Source organism: Candidatus Woesearchaeota archaeon (genome assembly GCA_016192995.1).
Classification (GTDB): domain Archaea; phylum Nanobdellota; class Nanobdellia; order Woesearchaeales; family DSVV01; genus JACPTB01.
On record JACPTB010000002.1, the window covers coordinates 125,157 to 146,079 of the forward strand.

20 protein-coding genes are annotated in these 20,923 nt (G+C 33.4%); 15 read left to right on the top strand and 5 right to left on the bottom strand.

The genetic code is table 11. The features are described 5' to 3' along the window. Position 1 precedes the first annotated feature (1 nt). From HYY69_02330 to HYY69_02340, 3 genes are all read right to left on the bottom strand, one after another. Positions 2–391, bottom strand: coding sequence for a type II toxin-antitoxin system VapC family toxin (locus HYY69_02330; GenBank protein MBI3032287.1), 390 nt, complete (start codon positions 389–391; stop codon positions 2–4). Further along, entirely contained in the window at positions 373–618 is a 246-nt protein-coding gene (locus tag HYY69_02335) for a hypothetical protein (GenBank protein ID MBI3032288.1), read from the bottom strand. The genes HYY69_02330 and HYY69_02335 overlap by 19 nt, the downstream gene beginning before the upstream one ends. A gap of 290 nt (positions 619–908) precedes the next feature. Then, on the bottom strand, positions 909–2,102 hold the full coding sequence (locus tag HYY69_02340) for an ATP-binding protein (GenBank protein ID MBI3032289.1): 1,194 nt from the start codon (positions 2,100–2,102) through the stop codon (positions 909–911). 481 nt (positions 2,103–2,583) lie between these two features. Between HYY69_02340 and HYY69_02345 the strand changes: the two genes are divergently transcribed. The 9 genes from HYY69_02345 to HYY69_02385 all read left to right on the top strand — a co-directional run bounded on the left by HYY69_02345 (position 2,584) and on the right by HYY69_02385 (position 10,533). Next, positions 2,584–3,840, top strand: coding sequence for an MBL fold metallo-hydrolase (locus HYY69_02345; GenBank protein ID MBI3032290.1), 1,257 nt, complete (start codon positions 2,584–2,586; stop codon positions 3,838–3,840). Between the two features lie 29 nt (positions 3,841–3,869). Then, entirely contained in the window at positions 3,870–4,175 is a 306-nt protein-coding gene (locus HYY69_02350; protein ID MBI3032291.1) for a hypothetical protein, read from the top strand. A gap of 122 nt (positions 4,176–4,297) precedes the next feature. After that, positions 4,298–4,942, top strand: a complete 645-nt coding sequence (locus HYY69_02355) for an NAAT family transporter (protein ID MBI3032292.1) — start codon at positions 4,298–4,300, stop codon at positions 4,940–4,942. Positions 4,943–4,988: 46 nt separating this feature from the next. Continuing rightward, the gene (locus HYY69_02360) at positions 4,989–6,713 is read left to right on the top strand and encodes a tRNA uridine(34) 5-carboxymethylaminomethyl modification radical SAM/GNAT enzyme Elp3 (protein ID MBI3032293.1); all 1,725 of its coding nucleotides are present in this window, start codon (positions 4,989–4,991) and stop codon (positions 6,711–6,713) included. 316 nt (positions 6,714–7,029) lie between these two features. After that, complete coding sequence (locus tag HYY69_02365) at positions 7,030–7,677, top strand: hypothetical protein (GenBank protein MBI3032294.1); 648 nt, start codon at positions 7,030–7,032, stop codon at positions 7,675–7,677. 9 nt (positions 7,678–7,686) lie between these two features. Beyond that, entirely contained in the window at positions 7,687–8,163 is a 477-nt protein-coding gene (locus tag HYY69_02370) for a hypothetical protein (protein MBI3032295.1), read from the top strand. A gap of 21 nt (positions 8,164–8,184) precedes the next feature. Further along, positions 8,185–8,700, top strand: coding sequence for a hypothetical protein (locus HYY69_02375; GenBank protein MBI3032296.1), 516 nt, complete (start codon positions 8,185–8,187; stop codon positions 8,698–8,700). A 13-nt stretch (positions 8,701–8,713) separates the two neighbouring features. After that, entirely contained in the window at positions 8,714–10,132 is a 1,419-nt protein-coding gene (locus HYY69_02380; protein ID MBI3032297.1) for a leucyl aminopeptidase, read from the top strand. A gap of 11 nt (positions 10,133–10,143) precedes the next feature. Further along, positions 10,144–10,533 carry a hypothetical protein gene (locus HYY69_02385; GenBank protein ID MBI3032298.1) on the top strand — a complete coding sequence of 130 codons (390 nt, stop codon included), beginning with the start codon at positions 10,144–10,146 and terminating at the stop codon, positions 10,531–10,533. A gap of 4 nt (positions 10,534–10,537) precedes the next feature. On the opposite strand, the gene HYY69_02390 is transcribed toward HYY69_02385, so the two are convergent. Then, positions 10,538–11,797 carry a Glu/Leu/Phe/Val dehydrogenase gene (locus HYY69_02390; protein MBI3032299.1) on the bottom strand — a complete coding sequence of 420 codons (1,260 nt, stop codon included), beginning with the start codon at positions 11,795–11,797 and terminating at the stop codon, positions 10,538–10,540. 82 nt (positions 11,798–11,879) lie between these two features. Between HYY69_02390 and HYY69_02395 the strand changes: the two genes are divergently transcribed. Both HYY69_02395 and HYY69_02400 read left to right on the top strand, forming a co-directional pair. Continuing rightward, a complete protein-coding gene (locus tag HYY69_02395; GenBank protein ID MBI3032300.1) occupies positions 11,880–12,185 on the top strand; it encodes a hypothetical protein in 306 nt (101 codons plus the stop codon). A gap of 40 nt (positions 12,186–12,225) precedes the next feature. Next, positions 12,226–12,492 (top strand): hypothetical protein, encoded by a 267-nt coding sequence (locus HYY69_02400; protein ID MBI3032301.1) that lies wholly within the window; start codon positions 12,226–12,228, stop codon positions 12,490–12,492. 10 nt (positions 12,493–12,502) lie between these two features. Here the strand turns inward: HYY69_02400 and HYY69_02405 are convergent, their stop codons facing one another. Then, the gene (locus HYY69_02405) at positions 12,503–14,035 is read right to left on the bottom strand and encodes a hypothetical protein (GenBank protein MBI3032302.1); all 1,533 of its coding nucleotides are present in this window, start codon (positions 14,033–14,035) and stop codon (positions 12,503–12,505) included. Between the two features lie 204 nt (positions 14,036–14,239). On the opposite strand from HYY69_02405, the gene HYY69_02410 reads away from it, so the two are divergent. The 4 genes from HYY69_02410 to HYY69_02425 all read left to right on the top strand — a co-directional run bounded on the left by HYY69_02410 (position 14,240) and on the right by HYY69_02425 (position 20,856). Continuing rightward, the gene (locus HYY69_02410) at positions 14,240–15,115 is read left to right on the top strand and encodes a hypothetical protein (GenBank protein ID MBI3032303.1); all 876 of its coding nucleotides are present in this window, start codon (positions 14,240–14,242) and stop codon (positions 15,113–15,115) included. Beyond that, complete coding sequence (locus tag HYY69_02415; protein MBI3032304.1) at positions 15,084–15,410, top strand: hypothetical protein; 327 nt, start codon at positions 15,084–15,086, stop codon at positions 15,408–15,410. The genes HYY69_02410 and HYY69_02415 overlap by 32 nt, the downstream gene beginning before the upstream one ends. Before the next feature lie 17 nt (positions 15,411–15,427). Further along, entirely contained in the window at positions 15,428–16,243 is an 816-nt protein-coding gene (locus HYY69_02420; GenBank protein ID MBI3032305.1) for a hypothetical protein, read from the top strand. Positions 16,244–16,608: 365 nt separating this feature from the next. Next, positions 16,609–20,856, top strand: coding sequence for a hypothetical protein (locus HYY69_02425; protein MBI3032306.1), 4,248 nt, complete (start codon positions 16,609–16,611; stop codon positions 20,854–20,856). Positions 20,857–20,923 lie beyond the last annotated feature (67 nt).

Consider the following 20,923-nt stretch of genomic DNA (forward strand, 5'->3'; position numbering starts at 1 on the left):
ATTAACAAATGTTTAAACCAGGAATTTGATTAAAATGCTTAATATTGTTTGTTTTCAAAGTACATTTATGCTCAAATGCAAGTGCACCAATAAATAGATCTTTAGTATCAATAACTGTTCCTTTCTTTTTAAGAAACGATGAGAAATCACTAACAATTTCAACTGATAAAGCTGAAAAGTTCAAGATAGTAATATTTTTTTCAAGAATTTTAATTTTTTCTAAGTTTTCTTGTTGTTTTGCAGATATTTTTGCTCCATGATAAAGCTCAAAAAGATTAACAATAGTGGTACAAAGATTATGATGCCTATTGGAGTCTATATAATCTACTGCATAAAACTTATTTCTCAAAAAATCCACTAGCACATCAGTATCTAAGCAAATGTTTTCCATTTTTTCCATCCCTTTCTTAAACTATTTTTCATTTCCTTCACTTCCTTATCAGTCATTTTCCAACTTCCTGCTAAATTCATGATATTTTGAGAAGTTGGTCTTTCCTTCAATGTTTTGAGTGCTGAATCTATAGATACTGAATGACCTGTTTCTTTTTGTAATTTCCCTGCCATAGATACCAGCCAGGTATAATTTTCTTCACTTATTTTAATTGTCTTCATCCCCATAATTACCACCTTAACTACTAGGTGGTAAAAGTAGTATTTATAATTTTCTAATAAGAACTAATGATACAAACACCTTAATTAAACCACCTACCAAAATTCCGCAAATTTTCCGATGAAAACATAAAGATATTCGAAAAATCAGAAAGATTTTCATTAGCAAAGTTCATTTTCGAAAATCCTTCAAAATAATCGAAAGACTTTCGTAGTAAAAATCAATAAATAAAACCTCATTGAGAAGCATTACGACGATAATATATTGCTTTGGCAAATAAACTCATGGCTCCAAACAATTAAGATATAATTACATTATTAATATCTTCAATATCTTTAAACTGTTTCACAAGAATCTTTTTAGAAAATGAGGACTTTTCAAAGAATTCTAACTCTTTTTCTTCAATCTTCTTTTTATATTTTACTTCTATGGCAATTGTTTTCTTTTTAATTAGTATGATAAAATCAATCTCTTTATTGTTTTCAAAATAATAGTATAGAGGATACTGTTTAATCTTAAGATATACTAAATTTTCAACTAAGCTTCCTTTATCTTTAAATCCAACAAAAGCATTTCGTATACCTACATCTGCAATGTACAATTTTTTGGGAGAATGAATTTTTTCATTAAGAGATTTTGCATACCTATCAATTGAATAAAACAAAAAAGTATCTTTAAAATATTCAAGAAATCTCCGTATGGTATCAACACTTACTGAAAGCACTCTCGCAAGCTTAGACAGGGTTATTGTTTTGCCAGCTCGTTCACAAAGTAATTGAAACATTTTCTCAACAATATCTTTTTCTTTAATATTATGATAGGCAATAATATCTTTATAGAGTATTTGTTCGATAGTATTTTTTAAACAGTTTACATCTTGAGTAAGCACATATTCTGGCATACCTCCTATTTTGAGATATTCTTCAAAGTAGCTTTCAAGTAAATACTGTTCTGATGGTAGTATATTGATATTTTTAAATTGAAGAAATTCAGTAAAATCTAACGGAAGAACTTCAATGATTAATGACCTGCCAACAAGATAATTATTTTTTGATTTAAGCAATGATGCTGATGATGAAGATGCAAAAAATTTAATATTTTCAAGATCATAAAAGTTTTTTAATTCCTGCTCAAAAGATGATGATTGTGTTACTTCATCTAAAAAAACATAAATGGGTGTTTCCAAACCAATACTATGCATTTTTCTATATTCTTCAACCAATTGGTGTATTGTTTTATCTTTAAAAGAAATAAAATCCATAGTCAGATAGAAAATTCTCTTAGGTTCTGTTGTCGAAAGCAAATAGTGGATAAGCTGCTTTAATAAGGTTGTTTTTCCTACTCTTCGCAGACCTGAGAGAAATACTATTTGTTTTGTTTGAAGCTCTTGTTTCATCAAACTAAGGTATTTTTCCCTTGTAAGACCTGCAGAAAACTCCTTTTTCTCCCACCAAGGATTCATTAATGAAAATATCTGTTGTAAATCATCCATAAGCATATTAAACCACATACTTATTTATATAGTTTACGATAGTATAGTACGATAATACTATTTATCTTACGATAATATCTCAAACTATAAATAATGCATAACAAGGAAAATGTTCTCGTTTTCAAAAGAAAATCAATCATTTTATATACTACTACATACAAAGTATGTAGTAATATACTAAAATATGTAATAGTATGTAATAAACAATAGTAGTACCCAAAACATGAAAGAACGTATAACAGTTACTATTGAAGGCGATTTATTGAATTGGATTGACAAAAGAATAGAAGACAAACTTTTTGCCAATAGAAGCCATGCATTTGAGTACTTAATAAAAAGAAAAATGATAAAGAGGTGGCCATAATCGAAATAAAACTTTCTCCATTGTACTATCTCTTCTCCAAAAAAGGCTATAAAAGTCTTTTTTGGAGTGAAGATGAAAGAGATATGATAATACATCCAGAAAAAGAGGTAAGCAGCTATGAAAATACAGTTTCTTGGAGCAGCTAGAGAAGTAGGAAGAAGTTGCATCTTAGTAGATGACACCTACTTATTAGACTGCGGCATCAAAATTAGTTCTGAAGGACAGGAATATCCACAGCTGCCAAATGTAGCCAAAATAAAAGCAGCTTTTCTCAGCCATGGGCACCTTGATCATTGCGGCGCGTTTCCTTATTTTAATTTCAAAGGACTTAATTGCAATATTTACTGCACTTCTATGACAAAAAAAATTGCAAAAATTCTTCTCCATGATTCTATTCACATTGAAATGCTTTCAACAAGAGAGCCTGCTTATTCAGAGGATAACATCAGCAATGTATTGGGTTTGATGAATGAAGTTAAATTCCATCACCCTTTTTCCATAGAAAAAGGCACTGCTGAGTTTTTAGACGCCGGCCATATTCCTGGAAGTTCTTCAGTGCTTTTAACCATTAACGATAAAAAAATATTATACACGGGAGATATTAATACATCAACCACTAATTTGATGGAGGGATTAAGATATCAGCTTCAGGATATTGAAGTGATGATTTGTGAAACAACCTATGGAGATAGAGAACATCCTGACAGAAATGAAAGTGAAAATAATTTTCTTAATGGTATTGAAGCAACACTAAAACAAAAAGGAAAAGTGCTTATCCCCTGCTTTTCTGTTGGCAGAGCACAAGAAGTGATCTTAATGCTCGGCAAAAGAAAAATCAATGTTCCTATATATGTAGATGGTATGGCAAAAAAAGTGACAAAGATAGTATTGCAGCAGCCTGAGTATCTTAGGAATGGCCATGCATTGCGAAAAGCATCAGAGGCAATAAAAACCATAAAAAGCTCTCGACAAAGAGCAGAAGTAGTAAAAGAACAATGCATTGTAGTAACAACCTCTGGTATGTGCGTTGGCGGACCAGTATTGGATTACATTAAATTATTATATCATGATGAGAAAACAGGCATTTTTCTTACAGGATATCAAGCTGAAGGTAGCAACGGAAGATTATTGATGGAAGAGCAAAAAGCCTTTGTTGATGGGATGATGTTAAATGTAAAATGCCATATTGAAAAATTTGATTTTTCAGCGCATTGTGGAAGAAAAGAATTAGTAGCATTGATTAATGACATACAACCAAAGCATCTCATCCTAAACCATGGTGATGAAGAAGCTATGGAAAGCATCAAAAAAGAATTCAGCAAGAAGATGAAGGTGTACACACCGGAATTAAATCAGACAATTACCATAGTATAAAATTAAAGATCAAAAAAGAGGTTAACGATATGAAACTAACTGCCGAAGATTTCATAGAAGTTATTGATGAAGAAGAACTTTACAAACTAAAAACAGATTTGTATAATGGCTCTGTTGCATTAAAAAAAATGGTTGACAGCAAATTAAAGCAATTAGAAGATAAAAAGCGTGGATTTTGCAACACCTGCGGAGAAGATTTACTAGAACTTGATGGTAGTTTCACCCTGTTGTTCGGTCCTGAAGATTTTAAGAAGAAGGTATCTTTCTGCGCCCATGATTGTTTGGAATACTTCCTCAATGAAATAAAAAAAAGGCCAGAAGAAAAAAAGTTATAATCATTCAAAAAGAGGTGGTTACATGGAAGATAGCAAAAAAAAGACCAATGACGAGATTTACGATCAATGGGTTGAATACATGAAAAAAAGAAAAGAAATGAAGCAACAATAAGGAGCTAAAAATGCCTGAAATCGAGTTTGCGGTGTTGATCTTCTGGTTTACTTCGTTGTTCTCTATAGTTAATCCTATATCTGCTGCTATTATTAGTTTAGGTTTTATGAAAAATTATACGCATCAAGAAAGAAAAGAAGTTGCAAAAAGAGCTGCAATAATAGCAAGTGTTGTTTTAATCATTTTTAGTTTAGCAGGCAATGCCGTCTTCAGATTTTTTAGTGTGAGCCTGGAAGCGCTCTATATTGGTGGAGGGATTTGTATTTGCTTGATTGGGTTTAGGATGCTCAATCCTCATGAATTTCATAAAAGATTGCATCCTGAAGTGCATGCAGAAGCATTGAAAAAAGATGATGTTTCAGTGATGCCACTGGCAGTGCCGTTGCTTTCTGGTCCTGGCGCCATAGCTACAACCATATTGATAAGCTCAAAGATAACAACAACTACAGAACGGGCATTATTAGGTATGGTTATTGTAGTATTAGGAATTTTAATATACCTTTGTATTGGAAACGCTGATCGGATTGATAAATTTCTAGGAAAAACTGGGGCAAAAACTGTAGAAAAAATCATGGGAATTATTATTGTCACCATAGGAATTCAGTTTATTCTCAATGGAATTACAAAATATGCATTCTTAACATTTGGAATTTAAAATTAAAGAATAAATATTTATAAACAATTAAAAAGTTCTCTATGTTATGGAAACAGATTTTTATCGAGAGATAATTGAAGCAGTAAAAAATAAAAAATTAGAACCAGAAAACTTAAACAAAATAAAGCGTGAACTTTCAAAAAAATATAAATTAGGATATATTCCAACAAATATTGAAATTTTATTAAGAGCTAAAAAAACTGAGCGCGAGAAATTAAAAGCATTGCAATTAAAACCAACACGTTCTATTTCTGGGGTTGCAAACGTAGCAATTATGTCTGCGCCATATGCCTGCCCTCCGCAAGCGCAATGCACCTTCTGCCCTGGAGGTCCAAACTCGCAGTTTGGGACAGTTCCTAAATCATATACAGGCCATGAGCCAAGCACGATGAGAGGAATCAGAAATGACTATGATCCTTATTTACAAGTGTTTAATCGTATTCAGCAATATGTTTTGCTGGGGCATAGCTTTGATAAAATTGAATTAATTATTATGGGTGGCACATTTACCAGTTACAGCAAAGTGTATCAGGAAAAGTTTATCAAATACGCTTTAAAAGCAATGAATGATTTTTCTGATCTTTTTTTTATTGAAAAAAGATTCAATATCGAAAAATTCAAGGAATTTTTCGAGCTGCCTGGAGATATTGAAGACCATGAGCGTGCAGCAAAAATTAAAGAAAAATTGCTTAAAATAAAAGGAGACAGCGCGTTAGATAAAGAACAGCAGCGTAATGAAAAAGCAAATATAAAATGTGTTGGATTAACTTTGGAATCACGATCCGATTATTTGAAAAAAGATTATGCAAATTACATTCTTGAGCTTGGCTGCACAAGAGTTGAAATAGGAATACAGTCAGTGTATGAAAAACCTTTGATCATGGTAAAAAGGGGTAATACAACGCAAGATAATATAGAAGCAATCCGAGATCTGAAAGATCTCGGATTTAAAATAAACCTTCATTATATGTTAGGATTGCCTGGTATTAAAGACAAAAAGGAAGATCTTGAAGGTATGAAACAGTTATTTTCTAATCCTGATTACAAACCTGATATGTTAAAGATATATCCATGTATGGTGTTCAAAGGAACACCATTGTATGAAGAGTATGTTAAAGGAAACTATAAACCATACAGTACTGAAGAAGCTGCTAAAATGATTGCAGCATTCAAGCCTTTTGTCGGCCGTTATTGCAGAATAATGAGAGTTAACCGTGACATTCCTTCTAAAATGAACGAAGCAGGAATTGATAAAACCAATTTACGTCAGTATGTAGACCAGTTTAATCATCACTGCAAATGTATAAGATGCAGAGAAGTTGGCCACGTTTATAAAAAAACAGGAAAAAAACCTGAAAAGATAGCATGTATTATTGAAGAATATGAAGCAAGCAAAGGAAAAGAATTCTTTATTTCATATGAAGATAAAGAACAAGATATTCTGCTCGGATTTATCAGAATGCGATTCCCGAGCAGAATATTAAGAAAGGAGATTACTAAAACAAGTGCTTTAATCAGAGAGCTTCATGTGTATGGATCTGCAGTAATGATTGGAAAAAAAGAATCGTTATCCATAACAAGTATTGCACAGCATAAAGGTTTAGGAAAAAAACTATTGAAAAATGCGGAAACTATTGCAAAGAAACAGGGAAAAGATAAAATAGTAATAATCGCAGCATTAGGAACAAGAGAATACTATCGAAAATTAGGTTATAGAAAAGAAGGACCATATATGATAAAGAAACTTAGAGTTTCTTTATCAGTCGAGTAGTACGTAATAAGTCTGGGGTTTTAGCACCTACTTTTGTGAAGCTGTTCTTATATTTGCTGTGAGGATTTTTCGGGGTTCCTTGCCGATAGGCAAGTCTTATAATCCCAGACGCAAGCCAAATTATGACTCCTTGATTTATAAGAAAAATCCAATTGAAACACACTTCAAAAGCTGAACTGGCGCTACCTGAATCCGAAGGATCTCAGGGATTAAAAATAGTAATTTTTAATAAAACCATAAAAGACTTATTACGTACGTCGAGTATAAACATTTATATACTAGTAGCTACATGAAATGATTAAGAGGTGGTACTAGTATGGCTAAAAAGAATACGCCCAAGAACAATTCACATTTCTCAGTTTACATCTATTTAGTAGCAATTGTCGCTATTGTTGCTATTTTTTATATAGTTTTAATGCAGAAAGAATCACCAGCAATTAAAGACGCAGAAACTTCAACAAATGTTATTACCGGTAATGTAATTTCTCCATTAAGTGGCAATCGTGATACGTATGCAGTTAAGAGATATTTTATTAATAATAATGAGGATTGGTCAACAAGAATAGAAGTTGCCATTGCATCAGCTAAAGAGCCGGTGACTGATGTAATTCACAAAACATATGGTGTCAGCACAAAAGTTACCTCTGAAGAAAGCGCAAAAGAGGTAGGAACATTAAGTTGTACAGTTAGCAAAGAAGGATCATACGGCAGAGTTGGAAAAAAAAATGAAAAAAATTGGAACCAAGTAAGATATGACTGTAAAGCAAGTTTCCCTGAAATTTCAACGTCTGACGCAAACAAAAGACACACTATTACCGTAATAGACAGTTACGGTAATGTAGGAAAAGAAGAAGATGTTGATGATGATCGCCCTGAATTTACTGAGTTTAAATATGGTTCTTCATCAAAGAAAAAAGTGTATTTTGGAACAGTATTAGACCGATGGGAATTAGATAAAAGTTAGGTGAGATACATGGAACATAAATATAATTGGGTAATATTAGCTGTAGTTGCTGCGGTTGGCGTATTTACGTTATTTTTTGGAACAAATAATAATAATAATATGACTGGTTACGCATTTGTAGATGCCGGAATGAGCAAATCACAAGTTGCTCTTGATTATTACCAAGAAAGGCTCCCTAATGGAGATCGAGCATTTGTTGTTTTAACAAGTGATAAAGTAGAAGATATTTTATTGTATAAATGGCGTCTTGGAACTATCAGAGAAACAAGAAGCGCCAAAGAAGAAGGATTATTAACAGAAAAAGGCGCTACATTTATCGAACCATTATATAATTACAAAACTGATATGGGTTATGTATATACCGTGCGAGCACTGCATAGTTCAGGAAAGATGACAAGCCATTATAAGGTAAAGAATATTATTGCTTATAACCAAAAGCAATTATCTAAGCTTCGTAATGAGAAAGGCACATTTACCCATCAATAGGTGAAGCCATTGCTGCATAAGATGAGTAAAAATACAGAAGTTGTGTTTATTGTTCTCATAGTAGTTGTTAGCTTTTTTGCTGTAACTAGTACAAAAAACCAAAGTAATGTAATAACAAGTAATGCATTTAGAACAAACCCTCACGTAAGCATGACAAGCGATGGAACAACATTTAAAACAGAAGAAACAACAGAATATAAAGGTCCATTGCATATTTATGCTGAAACAAATCAAATAAAAGATCCATTAAAAGATATTTTTCTAACCATAGCAATCAAAGGAAAGCAGGTTGCAGAGCATCAAGCTTCAAAAGAGGCTGATTTTTTTTATTGTAAAGAAACAAATTCAAATGAAAGAAAGTATGACTACGGTATTAAGCCATTGTATAAGTGTTTCACACAGTTCACCTTTGATTATGAAACAAGAACATATTATTTGGCAAAAGCACCAATATTTTCTCTTTCAAGTTTAGACCAATATGATCGAAGGGGAGTGCAGAGAAGAGTGATCTTGCAAGAAGGTCACGTAAATGGTTAGAGTGTGAGATAGTATGATAACAATTAAGCAACAACCTGATAGCAATGTATTAATTATCCCATTATTCAAAGGAAAAGTGCCTAAATTAAATACAACACTTTCAAAAATTCTTTACTACAACAAAACTTTTGCTGAGGAAGACAAATTTAATACGACGTTTATTGAGAGAGAAACAATCATCTTCGCTGGTTTAGGAGAAGAAAATAAATTAACACAGGAAAAAGCGCGTATTTTCGGTTCAAAAGTATATGGTTTTCTTAAAAGCAAGGAAATTAAAGAAGCTTCTCTGATTGAATTTTCATCAAAAGCTGAAATACTACAGGGATTTGCAGAAGGCTGGCATTTGGCAGGATATGCCTTTGATAAATATAAAAAAGAAAAAGAAAAAAGAGTTGAAAACTTAACCTATGTTTCAAAAGAAAAAAAACTGCAGGAAAATCTTGATAATGCTGCAAAAATAACTGAAGGAGTTATGATTACTCGTGATCTTGTTAATGAAATTCCTTCAACAGCGCATCCAAAATATATTGCAGATTATACAAAAAAATTATTTGTAAAAAGTAGTAAAGTAAAGGTTAAGATTCTTGGAAAGCCAGAAATTGAAAGATTAAAAATGGGTTGTTTACTAGGTGTAAGCAGAGGTTCTCCTGGAGAACCGCAAGTAGTTATTATTGAATATACTGGATTGAAATCTTCCAAAAAACACCATGTTCTTGTAGGAAAAGGTGTTACCTATGACAGCGGTGGCTTAAACTTAAAACCGACAGGTTTCTTAGAAACCATGAAAGATGATATGGGCGGAGCAGCAGCGATTATTGGCGCTATAAAGGCAATAGAAAACTTGAATGTACCAATAAATATTACCGGCATCTTAGGTTGTGTTGAAAACCTGATTGGAAGCAATGCTTATAAGCCAGGAGATGTCTTAATCAGTGCCGCTGGTAAAAGTGTAGAAGTCGCAAATACTGATGCTGAAGGCAGATTAGTTTTAAGTGATTGCCTGCACTATGCTACAACATTAAAACCTGAAGCAATTATAGATCTTGCAACATTAACAGGTGCTGCGCTTGTAGTGATGGGAAAGAATTTTGCTTGTGTTATGGGTAATAATCAAAAAATGATTAATGAAGTCATCAAAGCAGGCGAAGAATGCCATGAACGTTCATGGGAGCTGCCGCTTTATGATGAATTCAAAGAGGATATTAAAGGTAGTATTGCTGATCTCAAGAATTTAGGAAAACCTAAAGGAGAAGCTGGTACTATTGCAGGAGGGATATTCTTACAAGAATTTGTAGACAAGTACCCTTGGGTTCATATTGATATAGCTGGTCCTGTATGGTCAGACAGCCAAAAAAATTATATACCTGAAGGTGCTACTGGCTTTGGAGTAAGGTTATTAGTCCAACATTTTACCAATCTTACTCATAAGTAAGGTGAGAATGTATGCCAGACATAAGAAAACAGTTAACCTGCCAGCGTTGCGGAAAAAGTATGCCAATAGATGATGTTAAATACCTTCCTAAGCCTGGAAGTTCTGATTATATAGTTAGTTGCATTCCATGTTTAGAAAAAAACAAACATCTTGAATCACACACTCCTAAAAGTATTCCTGAAACAAGCGAAGGTAAGAAGAAAGTATACTTTTGCGGAAGATGCAGATATAAATTCACCTATGATACTACAAAAAAAGCCACAACAAGATTAAAATGCCCTATGTGCGGCAAAGATGATTTCTTAAACAAAGATTTGAAGACAAGCAAGGATGTGTTGAAAGAAGTTTCCAAGCCTGGATTTGATGAATTAAAAGCAGGTATTATGAGAAAAAAGTTTTAGAAGTTCATACATTCCCCAATACCTTCTCAGAATCTGCTATTCGTTTAAGAGCAAGATAGTAGGCTGCATGCCGTAAACTAACATTGTTTTCAGTTGCTACTTGAGGTATATCTTTAAACGCTTTGGTTATTTTCTGCTCTAATTTTTTAATAACTTCATCTTCTTCCCAGTAATATCCTTGTAAGTTCTGCACCCATTCAAAATAACTAACAATGACACCACCAGCATTAGCAAGAATATCAGGAATTACAATAACTCCTTTCTTAAATAAAACTGCATCAGCTTCTGCGCTTACCGGTCCATTGGCAAGTTCAAGGATGTACTTTGCTTTGACTGAATCAACATTCTTCTTAGTAATTGCATCGCCTAAAGCAGCTGGAACAAGGATATCAACTGGTAAAGCTAGCAATTTCTCATTAGTTATTTCTGTTGCATCTTTAAAATTTTTTAATGAACCTGATTTTTGTTTATGATCATAAACTTTTGAAATAGCCAAGCCTTTTTTATCATAAATTCCAGACTTAGAGTCACTAACAGCAACAATAGTATATCCCCATTCTGATAAAATTCTTGCCATATGATATCCTGCATTCCCAAATCCTTGTACTGCAACAGTTAGTTTTTTATGATCTAATTTTTTAAGCTTAACAAATTCACGCAGCACAAAAGCCCCGCCTTGTGAGGTTGCATAGGAACGGCCTTTGCTGCCCCCAAGAGCTAATGGCTTACCAGTTATTACTCCAGGTACTTTCTGATTGGTAATAGATTCATATTCGTCCAACATCCAAGCCATAATTTGTTCATTAGTATTAACATCAGGAGCAGGAATATCAACATATGGCCCTATAAAAGGTGCAATCTCCCTAATATATCCTCTGCTTAGTCGTTCGAGTTCTCGTTGCGACAATGTTTTTGGATCAACAACAACACCGCCTTTTGCCCCCCCATAGGGTATATCTGCTACAGCGCATTTCAAACACATTAAAAAAGCAAGCATTTTAACTTCTTCAAGATCAACTTCTGGATGAAAACGAATCCCCCCTTTTGCTGGCCCGCGAGCATCAGAGTATTGTACACGATAACCAGAGAATACTTTTACATTTCCATTATCCATGCGAACAGGAAAGTTAACATTGATAACACGGCGAGGAAGTTTGATAGTTTCTAACTCAGGAATTTGTAAATTTGTTTTTTTAAGTTGATCAAGTTGCAATTGACATGCTTTACAGACTGCGTCTTCATAACCCTTCATATTATCACCCATAAAAGCGAGTAAGGTGGTGTTTATATAGATTTTGTTGAATAAACAAAATACATTTAAAATAACGTGATATTATCAAGTAATTATGGGAAACAAAGAAGTTAAAGAAAAGAAAATTGATCGATTTGAAGATATTATTAACATATTGAAAGATTATGAAAAAAATACCCCTAAAGCAGAAGGGAAAGTGAGCAGTAATCACATATATGAAAATTGTATGTGCGGTTCCAAACATGGAGACGAACGTGATAAAGAAAAAGAGCACGCCTATCATTTGAGTGAATTAACTGATGAACCTATAACCAAAGAAGACATAGAAAAAAGATCACCCTTAATCATCAAAGATGACGAACAAGATGATGAGGATGATGAAAAAGAAGAAGAAGAGTAAATCATTACATTTTAAAATAGGAAAGTTCATCACGTAGATTATGCGCGAAAACAAACACAAGAAAGGAAAAAAAGATCCTCTCAAAGAGATCATCAAGATTCTAGAAGAATATGAAAAAGACACACCAAAAATGAAAGCCAAAGATACAAAAAGTACCTTTGACTCATGCAGGTGTGGCACGCCTCATGGCGATGAACAAGATACAGACCCTGATGAAGCATATCATTTAAGAAGCCATGCTGAGAATGTAGATGAAAGTGAAGTTACAGAAACAAAAGAGAAGAAAGTAAAAACAAAGAAAAAATAAAAGATATTCTTTATTCTGAAGGTCTTATCCATGATTCTTTTCTCGACATAAGCAAACAGCATAAAGTGCTTATCCCGATAGTAAACAACGATGCTCCAACAATCCAAACTGGCTTGTCAATGATATTGCCATAGATAAAGAAAGGAACACCGATTACAAACGACGTCAACACCCCCCAAAATACTCCTCGTGCATCTAATCTATTCCAATACAAACTTAACACTGTTGGCACGACAACACAAGCAGCAATACTATTAAAAATCCACCACAATTGTTTTAACCCAAAGTTTGGAATATAGGTAACAGCTAACGCAACTAAAAACCCAACAATTGTTATGCCAAACATCGCTAATTGTGAATTTCTGATACCCTTTTTATCAAGTTGTTTTGCAATACTTATTTCTTCAGGATTAAGCTGCCGCTGTTGATCCATTTTTTGTAAAATTTCTCGTTCTTTTGCAGTATATTTCACTACATCAGTTACATACAATGAACTTGCAGCATTTAATCCTGAATCCAACGTTGAAAGCAAAGCACTTAATAACATTACAACAAACAAAACTAATGCACTTGCAGGAAGAAATTTTGCAACTGCAACAACACCAATCATCGAGACATCAATTCCTTCAGGCAAGGTGATTCCAAGGGATGAATTAGCTGCAAGGAATCCCAAAAATGACAAGACAACAGGTACAATCCCAAACATAAAAGCACCAAACACAAATGAAGGAACTAAATTGTTCTTTTTAATGGCAAAAGCACGCTGCCAGTATTGCTGGTCTGAAATTGCTCCAGAGATAAGTCCAATTGCTGTAACAATACCAAAAGAAAATGCAACGCTTGGATCAAAAAGACTAGTGAATTTTCCACTAACTCCACCTAGTCCTAAAGTAACTGCATGAAACCCACCCACTTTTAATAATATCCATGGAATAACAACAACAATACCAATAATAATTAAAAGAAATTGAACAAAATCAGTAACAATAGATGATTCAAGCCCTGAGATTAATGAATATGTTAAAACAATCACTGCCAATATAATCATAACAGGAATAACTGGTATGCCTGTAAGAAAAGAAACAAGATTACCTCCCGCATAAAGCTGCACGGTAACAGCCATCACTTGATAAAAAAAATAAGGAAACAAATAGATAGTATGCACTCTCTCACTTTGCAAACGATATTTAATCCACTGTGGTAAAGTGTAACCATAAGGTAATTTTTCTCGGATTTTAGGAGCTAAAAACATAAAGATAAGCAACGCAATAATATTAGGAATAACAAACCAAAATATTCCCGGCAATCCCTGTTTATAGGACACTTGAACAGAGATAAATAATGCTGGCGCCCAAATCCAAGATGCTGCAATACTTGCTGCGCCAAGCCACCAACTAACATTTCTTTCTGCAACAAGAAAACCTTGAATAGTTTTATATTGTTTCCATCGTGCAAAAACATACGTAATGAGAATCATAAATATGCCATAGATAACTAAAATAAGATATCCCATCCATGCCGGTAAAGTTGTTATTGATGACATAGTTTCACACTCCAAGTAAGTTTCACTGTTAAGTGATTACAATGTGAGTTTACCCAGAAACCAACTATATTAATATTGATGGTGGCAATCACCACCAAAAATAACAACTATTAAATAGAGGCATGTTAACTGAATATCAAATAACACTAATCTATTACATAAATATAGCAAGATTTATTAATAGATATATACTTATAATATAATATGAATGAAAATATATGTAAAAAGATACTTGAAAACAAACAATTATTTGTACCTGCCTTATTTACTGATAAGCAGGTTGAAATCATAGAAAAACACCTGAAAAAACAGTCATTAACAAAAACAGAACAAACCTATCTTTACACGGCAATAAAGAAGAAAATGGATGCGCTTCAATGTTTGCAGGAACAGTTTTATCTGCAAGGCAATACTTCAACGATGATCCCAGAACGAGTAGAGGAAGCAAAGCAAATATTAAAACAGCTTAACAAAGAAAAAGCATTCATTTCAGGTTCTTTTTTATTCAGCAAAAAGTATAATGATATTGACATATTTATAGTAGGAAAGCGAAGAAAGCAATATCATGAAGGGAAAAGAACATATATTGGAATTAGAGAAAAAGACTTAAAAAAACCATTATTTTATTCTGCATTACAATACTCAATATCCAATTTTGAAATTCCACCTATAAAACCAATTATAAAAAGACCTGAACTTAATGATATTATTTTTGCATATCAAGTTGCAATAAAAGAGATTCTTGAAAATGAAGATCAGAAGATAATCAGGGAATTATTATTAGATTATTATTTATTTGTCGAGAATATAATCCTTAACTCATATAGCTTATCGCAGAAGATGTATAAAATAATTAACAAACAAAAAGGGAAAAAAATTGAAGAAATTAATCATATAACAAGACAACTTATTTTAAAGTTATATTCTAAGAAGTATCTTTATGTAGTATGTACAAAGTTTGGAAAGAATATCAAAGAAACCATCCCATTATATCCAAAAGCCAATGATAATCTCCTCATTTATGATCAATTTATAGAGGGAATAAAACATGAATGTAGAAAATTTAAAGCAGAAACTTAAAGAACTATTTGGCGAACAAGTTGTATTTAACAAAGATTTTGATAGATATGCTGAGACTATTAAGAATATCGATGAAAACCTAATGATATGGTGTCAACGATTAAAGAATGGTGAAATTAAACCTGAGTTTGGATCTATTTTTAGTGATTATGTAATTTTCATCAAAAAGATCGGATCTTCTAATAGATGTATTATAATAAAGATAAAGAATGGGGAATTCAAAGAGGTTCATCTGGGAGATCATGCTTATTATGATAAATTAAGAAAGCAATTAGGTATTAAACAAAGTAGTTAGAATAATCAGGTGCTGATATGTACGAAGAACTATTCCGCGAAATTGGCTTAAGTCCAAACGAAGCTAGAATTTACGAAGCATTGCTCCAAACAGGCGATGCTTCAGTGCAGACTATTGCAATTAAGGCAAACATTCATCGGAGAAATGCATATGATGCTTTAAGCAGACTTTTAGAAAAAGGATTAATCTCCCAAACCATTCTCAGCAATGAGCAGCACTTCAAAGCAACCAATCCAGAACGATTGCTTTCCATGATAAAAGAAAAAGAAGATAAAATAACAAAAGCGCTTCCGGAAATCAAGCAAAAGTTTTTTCAAAAACAAGAAAAAGAACAAGCATATATCTACAAAGGCATCCAAGGATTCAGAAATTACATGCAGGATATTCTTGATGTTGGCAAAGATGTTTATTGCATTGGCGCTAAAGGTGGATGGTTTGAACCACGATTAAAAACATTCAGATTTAGATTCTATGAAGAACTCAAAAAAAAGAACGTCAAATGCTACCATTTATTTGATGCAGAAATGATGCAACAGCAGAACGAAGCTGAAGGACCTGTACCAGTACATCTCCATGAAGCACGATTTTTACCTGAAAAATATTCCACACACTCAGCAATTGATATTTTAGATGATCGTGTCATTACTTTCACTGGATTAAATATTAACAAGCTTGATGATGATGTCACTATATTTGTGTTAATAAGCAAAAAACTAGCTGATGATTACAAAAAATGGTTTTGGCTGATGTGGAATGCAAGTTCCCCAATTGATAAAGGAGAAGAAAAAGCTAAAGAGAACTTTGCAAAATTATGGTTACTGCCTATTTTGTGAGCATTTTCGAAATACTTATCGGGCAATTTTCGGAGTTCCAGAGAGAAAATTGCTTTGTTTAACAAAGATCTCAATGCGAACTGGCAGTAACCCGAGCTTTGCATTCTTATAAATATTTAATTATATTTTATATAAGGGTATTAAGAATTTCGTAGAAAATTCTTACCACTAACAAGATAATAATTTAAAAGATAATACCACTGGCAAGATAATAATTTTGAGTGATATTGAAAATATATTTTTAAGAAACATAATATTTATATACCACGCCATGCCGTAAAAATGAAGATATCTTGTATAATTAAACAGAAGCAACCACAAGATATTGTGTACTATCCAACGACGAACAAAAGAGGCTGAACGTCATGAATGAACAAAAAATCCTGCGAATTAAAAAAAGAACTGGTGAATATGTTGGATTTGATCTGAAGAAAATTTCTAATGCTATTTTCAAAGCTGCCCAGGCAGTGGGAGGTTCTGATTATAAAATCTCAGAACGATTAGCAGAACAAGTTTTTGACATGCTCAATGAACAGGACTTGAAAGAAGACATACCTTCAGTGGAAGATGTTCAGGATTGCGTTGAAAAAGTGCTTATTGAAACAGGACATGCAAAAACAGCAAAAGCTTTTATCTTATATAGACAAAAACGTGCAGAAGCACGATTAAAAGCTGATGCATTAGTTGGTATAAAAGGTTTGGAAGAAAAGCAAGATCCTTTTGGCGTGAATGAAGAATTATTCGGCAGTTCATTAACCAGCCATAATATCAAAGTTACGGTAACTGAACCAATTGCAAAAATGTTTACGTATAACAGCAAATTATCCAAGTTAGTGGATAAAAATAAAATTAATGCCTATAGAAAATTATTTTATATGCTCAAGGATATGCAGAAGGAGGGTTCGTTGCCATTGCATCCTGCAAATGATTATTTAGCAGGCAATGAACTTGCCATGGATATTTACAGGAAAAAATATTATGTCCACGATCTTGATGATAACCTTATTGAGCAGCGTCCGGAAGATGTATTTGTAAGGCTTGGTTCTTATCTTGCATCTATTGAAGAAGATGAAGACAATCAAGTGTATTTTGCCCAGGAATTCTATAAAATGCTTTATGAAGGATATTTTGTGCCTGGCGGCAGAGTAATTGCTGGAGCTGGAGATTTATATAGATTAAAAACATTAGCAAATTGCTTTGTTTCAGTGATGGAAGATGATAACATTGAATCTATTTACAAAGCTGCTTTCGAATGTGCGCGAACATATTCATATGGGGGAGGAATTGGCGTTGATATTTCTACCCTGCGTCCAAGAGAAGCTGTGGTACATAATGCAGCAAATTTCTCAACAGGCAGCGTTTCATTCATGGAAATCTACTCATTAACAACAGGGTTAATTGGTCAAGCTGGAAGGCGAGGCGCATTAATGCTAACTATTGATGTTAAGCATCCTGATATTCTTAATTTTATTAGAGTCAAACAAGAATCAAATTGGGTGACAAAACAGATTAGGGAGCAATGCAGCTGGTCAGGAAAATTCAACGCTGAACAGCTGGATGCGATTGAAAAACAAGTTCGTGAAAACACCCAGGTAAGGTTTGCAAATATTAGCATGAAAGTTACTGATGAATTCATGACTGCTGTTGAAGAGCAAAATAAGTATGGAAAGGATAAAATAGTAGTGTATAAAAAATTTAGCAAATTGATTATTAATAGAGTTAACCAAAGCAAAGAAATGAATTTTGCCTTTGGCATTCCTTCAAAATATTTAGAGAATTATGAGTTATATAAAGTATTTGAAACCATTGAAGAAGCAAATGAGTTTATACATAAAGAAACAAACAAACAGATCTCCAAGCAATTGCTTGAAAATGTGCAGAACAGGGACATTTATGGAGATGTAATTGTACCAGTAGAATCACAAAATTATGATTTAGCAGTGAGATATTCAGGTGATTATTTATTATATTTTAGTTCTGAACCTGCAGGAGAAACAAGAAGATTAGTAAAAGCGCGGGATATTTGGGATGAATTTGTTAAAGGTAATTATCAAACAGCTGAGCCAGGATTAATATTCTGGTCAAGAATGACAAAGTATTCACCTTCTAATTATATAGGGAGACCAATTGCAAGTACAAACCCCTGTATTGCAGGAAACTCACAGGTATCAACAAGTAAAGGATTGCAGCAAATAAAAGAGCTTGTTGGTAAAACGCCTCAGATTCTAACTGACAACCGAGTGCCTATACAAGTGAGAGATACTAACGGAAGAATTATGTTGCTCGAACAAAAACAACAAGGAGTAAGTTTTGACACTATAGAAGCAGCATGGTCATCGGGAATTAAAGAAACCTATAAACTTACCACAAAAAAGGGCTATGAAATCACTGCAACAGGTGATCATAAGATTATGACTACTGAAGGTTTTAAGCAGTTACATGAACTTACACCTAAAGATAAAATTTTAATCCAAAAAGGAGAAGGCATGGGAAACAATGATAAGCTATTATCTATTGAAAGAGATGAAATTATCAAAGGAGATAATAATCATATCTATCATTACAAATTCCCCACAACATGGTCAAAAGAACTTGGGCAATTGCTTGGTTGGACAGTAGGAGATGGATTTATCACTCCTGAACCAGATAATAGACTTGGGTTAGTATTTAGTAAAGAAGATGAAGACGTGATGAGCCAGTTAAAGAAGTTTATTGAGGAGATATATGGAAAAGAAACAAAACCAAGCATCAGAGAGTCTACAACACAATTAAGATACCATAGTAAATATTTTTGTGATTTTCTACGTAGATTAGGCATCAAAAGTGTAAAAGCTGAACTTAAGCAAGTTCCGCATAGGATATTTACTGCGCCAAAAGAAGCAGTAGTAGGATTTTTACAGGGATTGTTTACTGCTGATGGAACTATGGCAGTTGGCGAAAAAGGGAATTATATTCGATTAACTTCTAAGTCAGAAAAGCTTCTGAAAGAAATACAAATAATACTTATTAACTTAGGGATGTTATCTACAATCTATGAACGCCATCGAACTCCTCAGAAAAAATTTAATTACTATAATGCAGCTGGAGAATATAAAGAGTACATAACAGATGGGAAATTATGGGAGTTAAGTATAACTAAAGGAAGCTTGCAGCGATTTGTTGAAGAAATTGGGTTTATAGGAAGTAAACACCAAGAAAGAATAAAAGTATTTCTCACAAAGAAACAATACCAAGAACACTTTTACGATACTATAAAAAGCATAGAACCACAGGGAAAACAAGAAGTATTTGATCTAACAGAACCACGAACACATTCTTTTATAGCTAATGGCATTGTTATTTCAAATTGTGGTGAAGTGCCATTAGAAGACGGCGGCGCTTGTAATCTTGGATCAATTAATCTTTCTCGGTTAGTAATTGATGGTTTTACTGATACTGCAAGAATTAACTGGAACGAACTTGAACGAGTAACAAAGTTGGCTACACGATTTTTAGATAATGTTGTTGGCTGGAATATTTCATTGAATGCTCTTGATAAACAACGGAGTGCTGCTGCAGAAACACGAAGACTTGGTTTGGGTGTTATGGGAATTGCAGATATGTTATTTCAGCTTGGTTTAGAATATGATAGTGAAGAGGGTATAGCAGTTATTGAGAAAGTTTGTCAGGTTATTGCTAATGCAGGTTATCGTGAATCCGCAGAATTAGCTGAAGAAAAGGGAGCTTCACCAGTATTTGATTATAACAAATACAGCCGCAACCCATTTTTTAAAGAAGCTCTTGATGACAATACTAAAGAATTAGTCAAGAAAAAAGGATTGCGGAATATTGCAATACTTTCTATTGCGCCAACAGGAACTATTTCAAATATTGTATTAGGGTATAAAGGAGAGCAAAAGAATTATATTGGTGTTAGCGGCGGTGTTGAACCGGTATTTGCAATATTTTACACGAGAAGAAGTGAAAATTTCGGCAACAAACGATTTAACATCTTCCATTCAACAGTAAGCGCTTATTTGGATAAAAAAGGGCTCCAGGAAAAAGCGCAGTATGCAACAAGTGAAGACGAACTCCGCCAACTGTTGCCTGGATGCTTTTTTAGAACTGCCCATTATATTGAGCCTGAAAAAAGAGTTTTAATTCAGGGAGACTGCCAAAAATATACTGACCATAGTATTTCATCAACCGTCAATTTACCTGAAAGCATAAGCCCTGAAACCATTTCAGAGATTTACATTAAAGCATGGAAATTTGGCTTAAAAGGGATCACTATTTACCGTGATGGAAGCAGGTACCCTATTTTAAGCATTCAGCAACAGCAAAGCGCATTTCAAGATTTCAAGAAAAAACAATTCAAATATGTCTCTGATGGAAAAGAAATCATAGTAAGAGGCGACCAAGTTATAAAGCTGCCTCAGGGAAAGCTTTCAACGCCGTATCATGCGCAGAGAGAAAACATTCAAGGGATAGTGTTAACCGAGATCACTGATCAACCAGCGATAACTGAAGAAGACAGTTCTAATAAAAATGAAGATCATAAAGATGATAACAAAGCTAAAGTCTGCACTATTAGTTTTGAAGATGGAAAGCTTGTTAAATCATGCTCAGAGTAAGAATTTCTTTTCCTTTTTTATTATCACTTGATGATTAAGGATATTTATTAATAAGTAGAGCTTATTA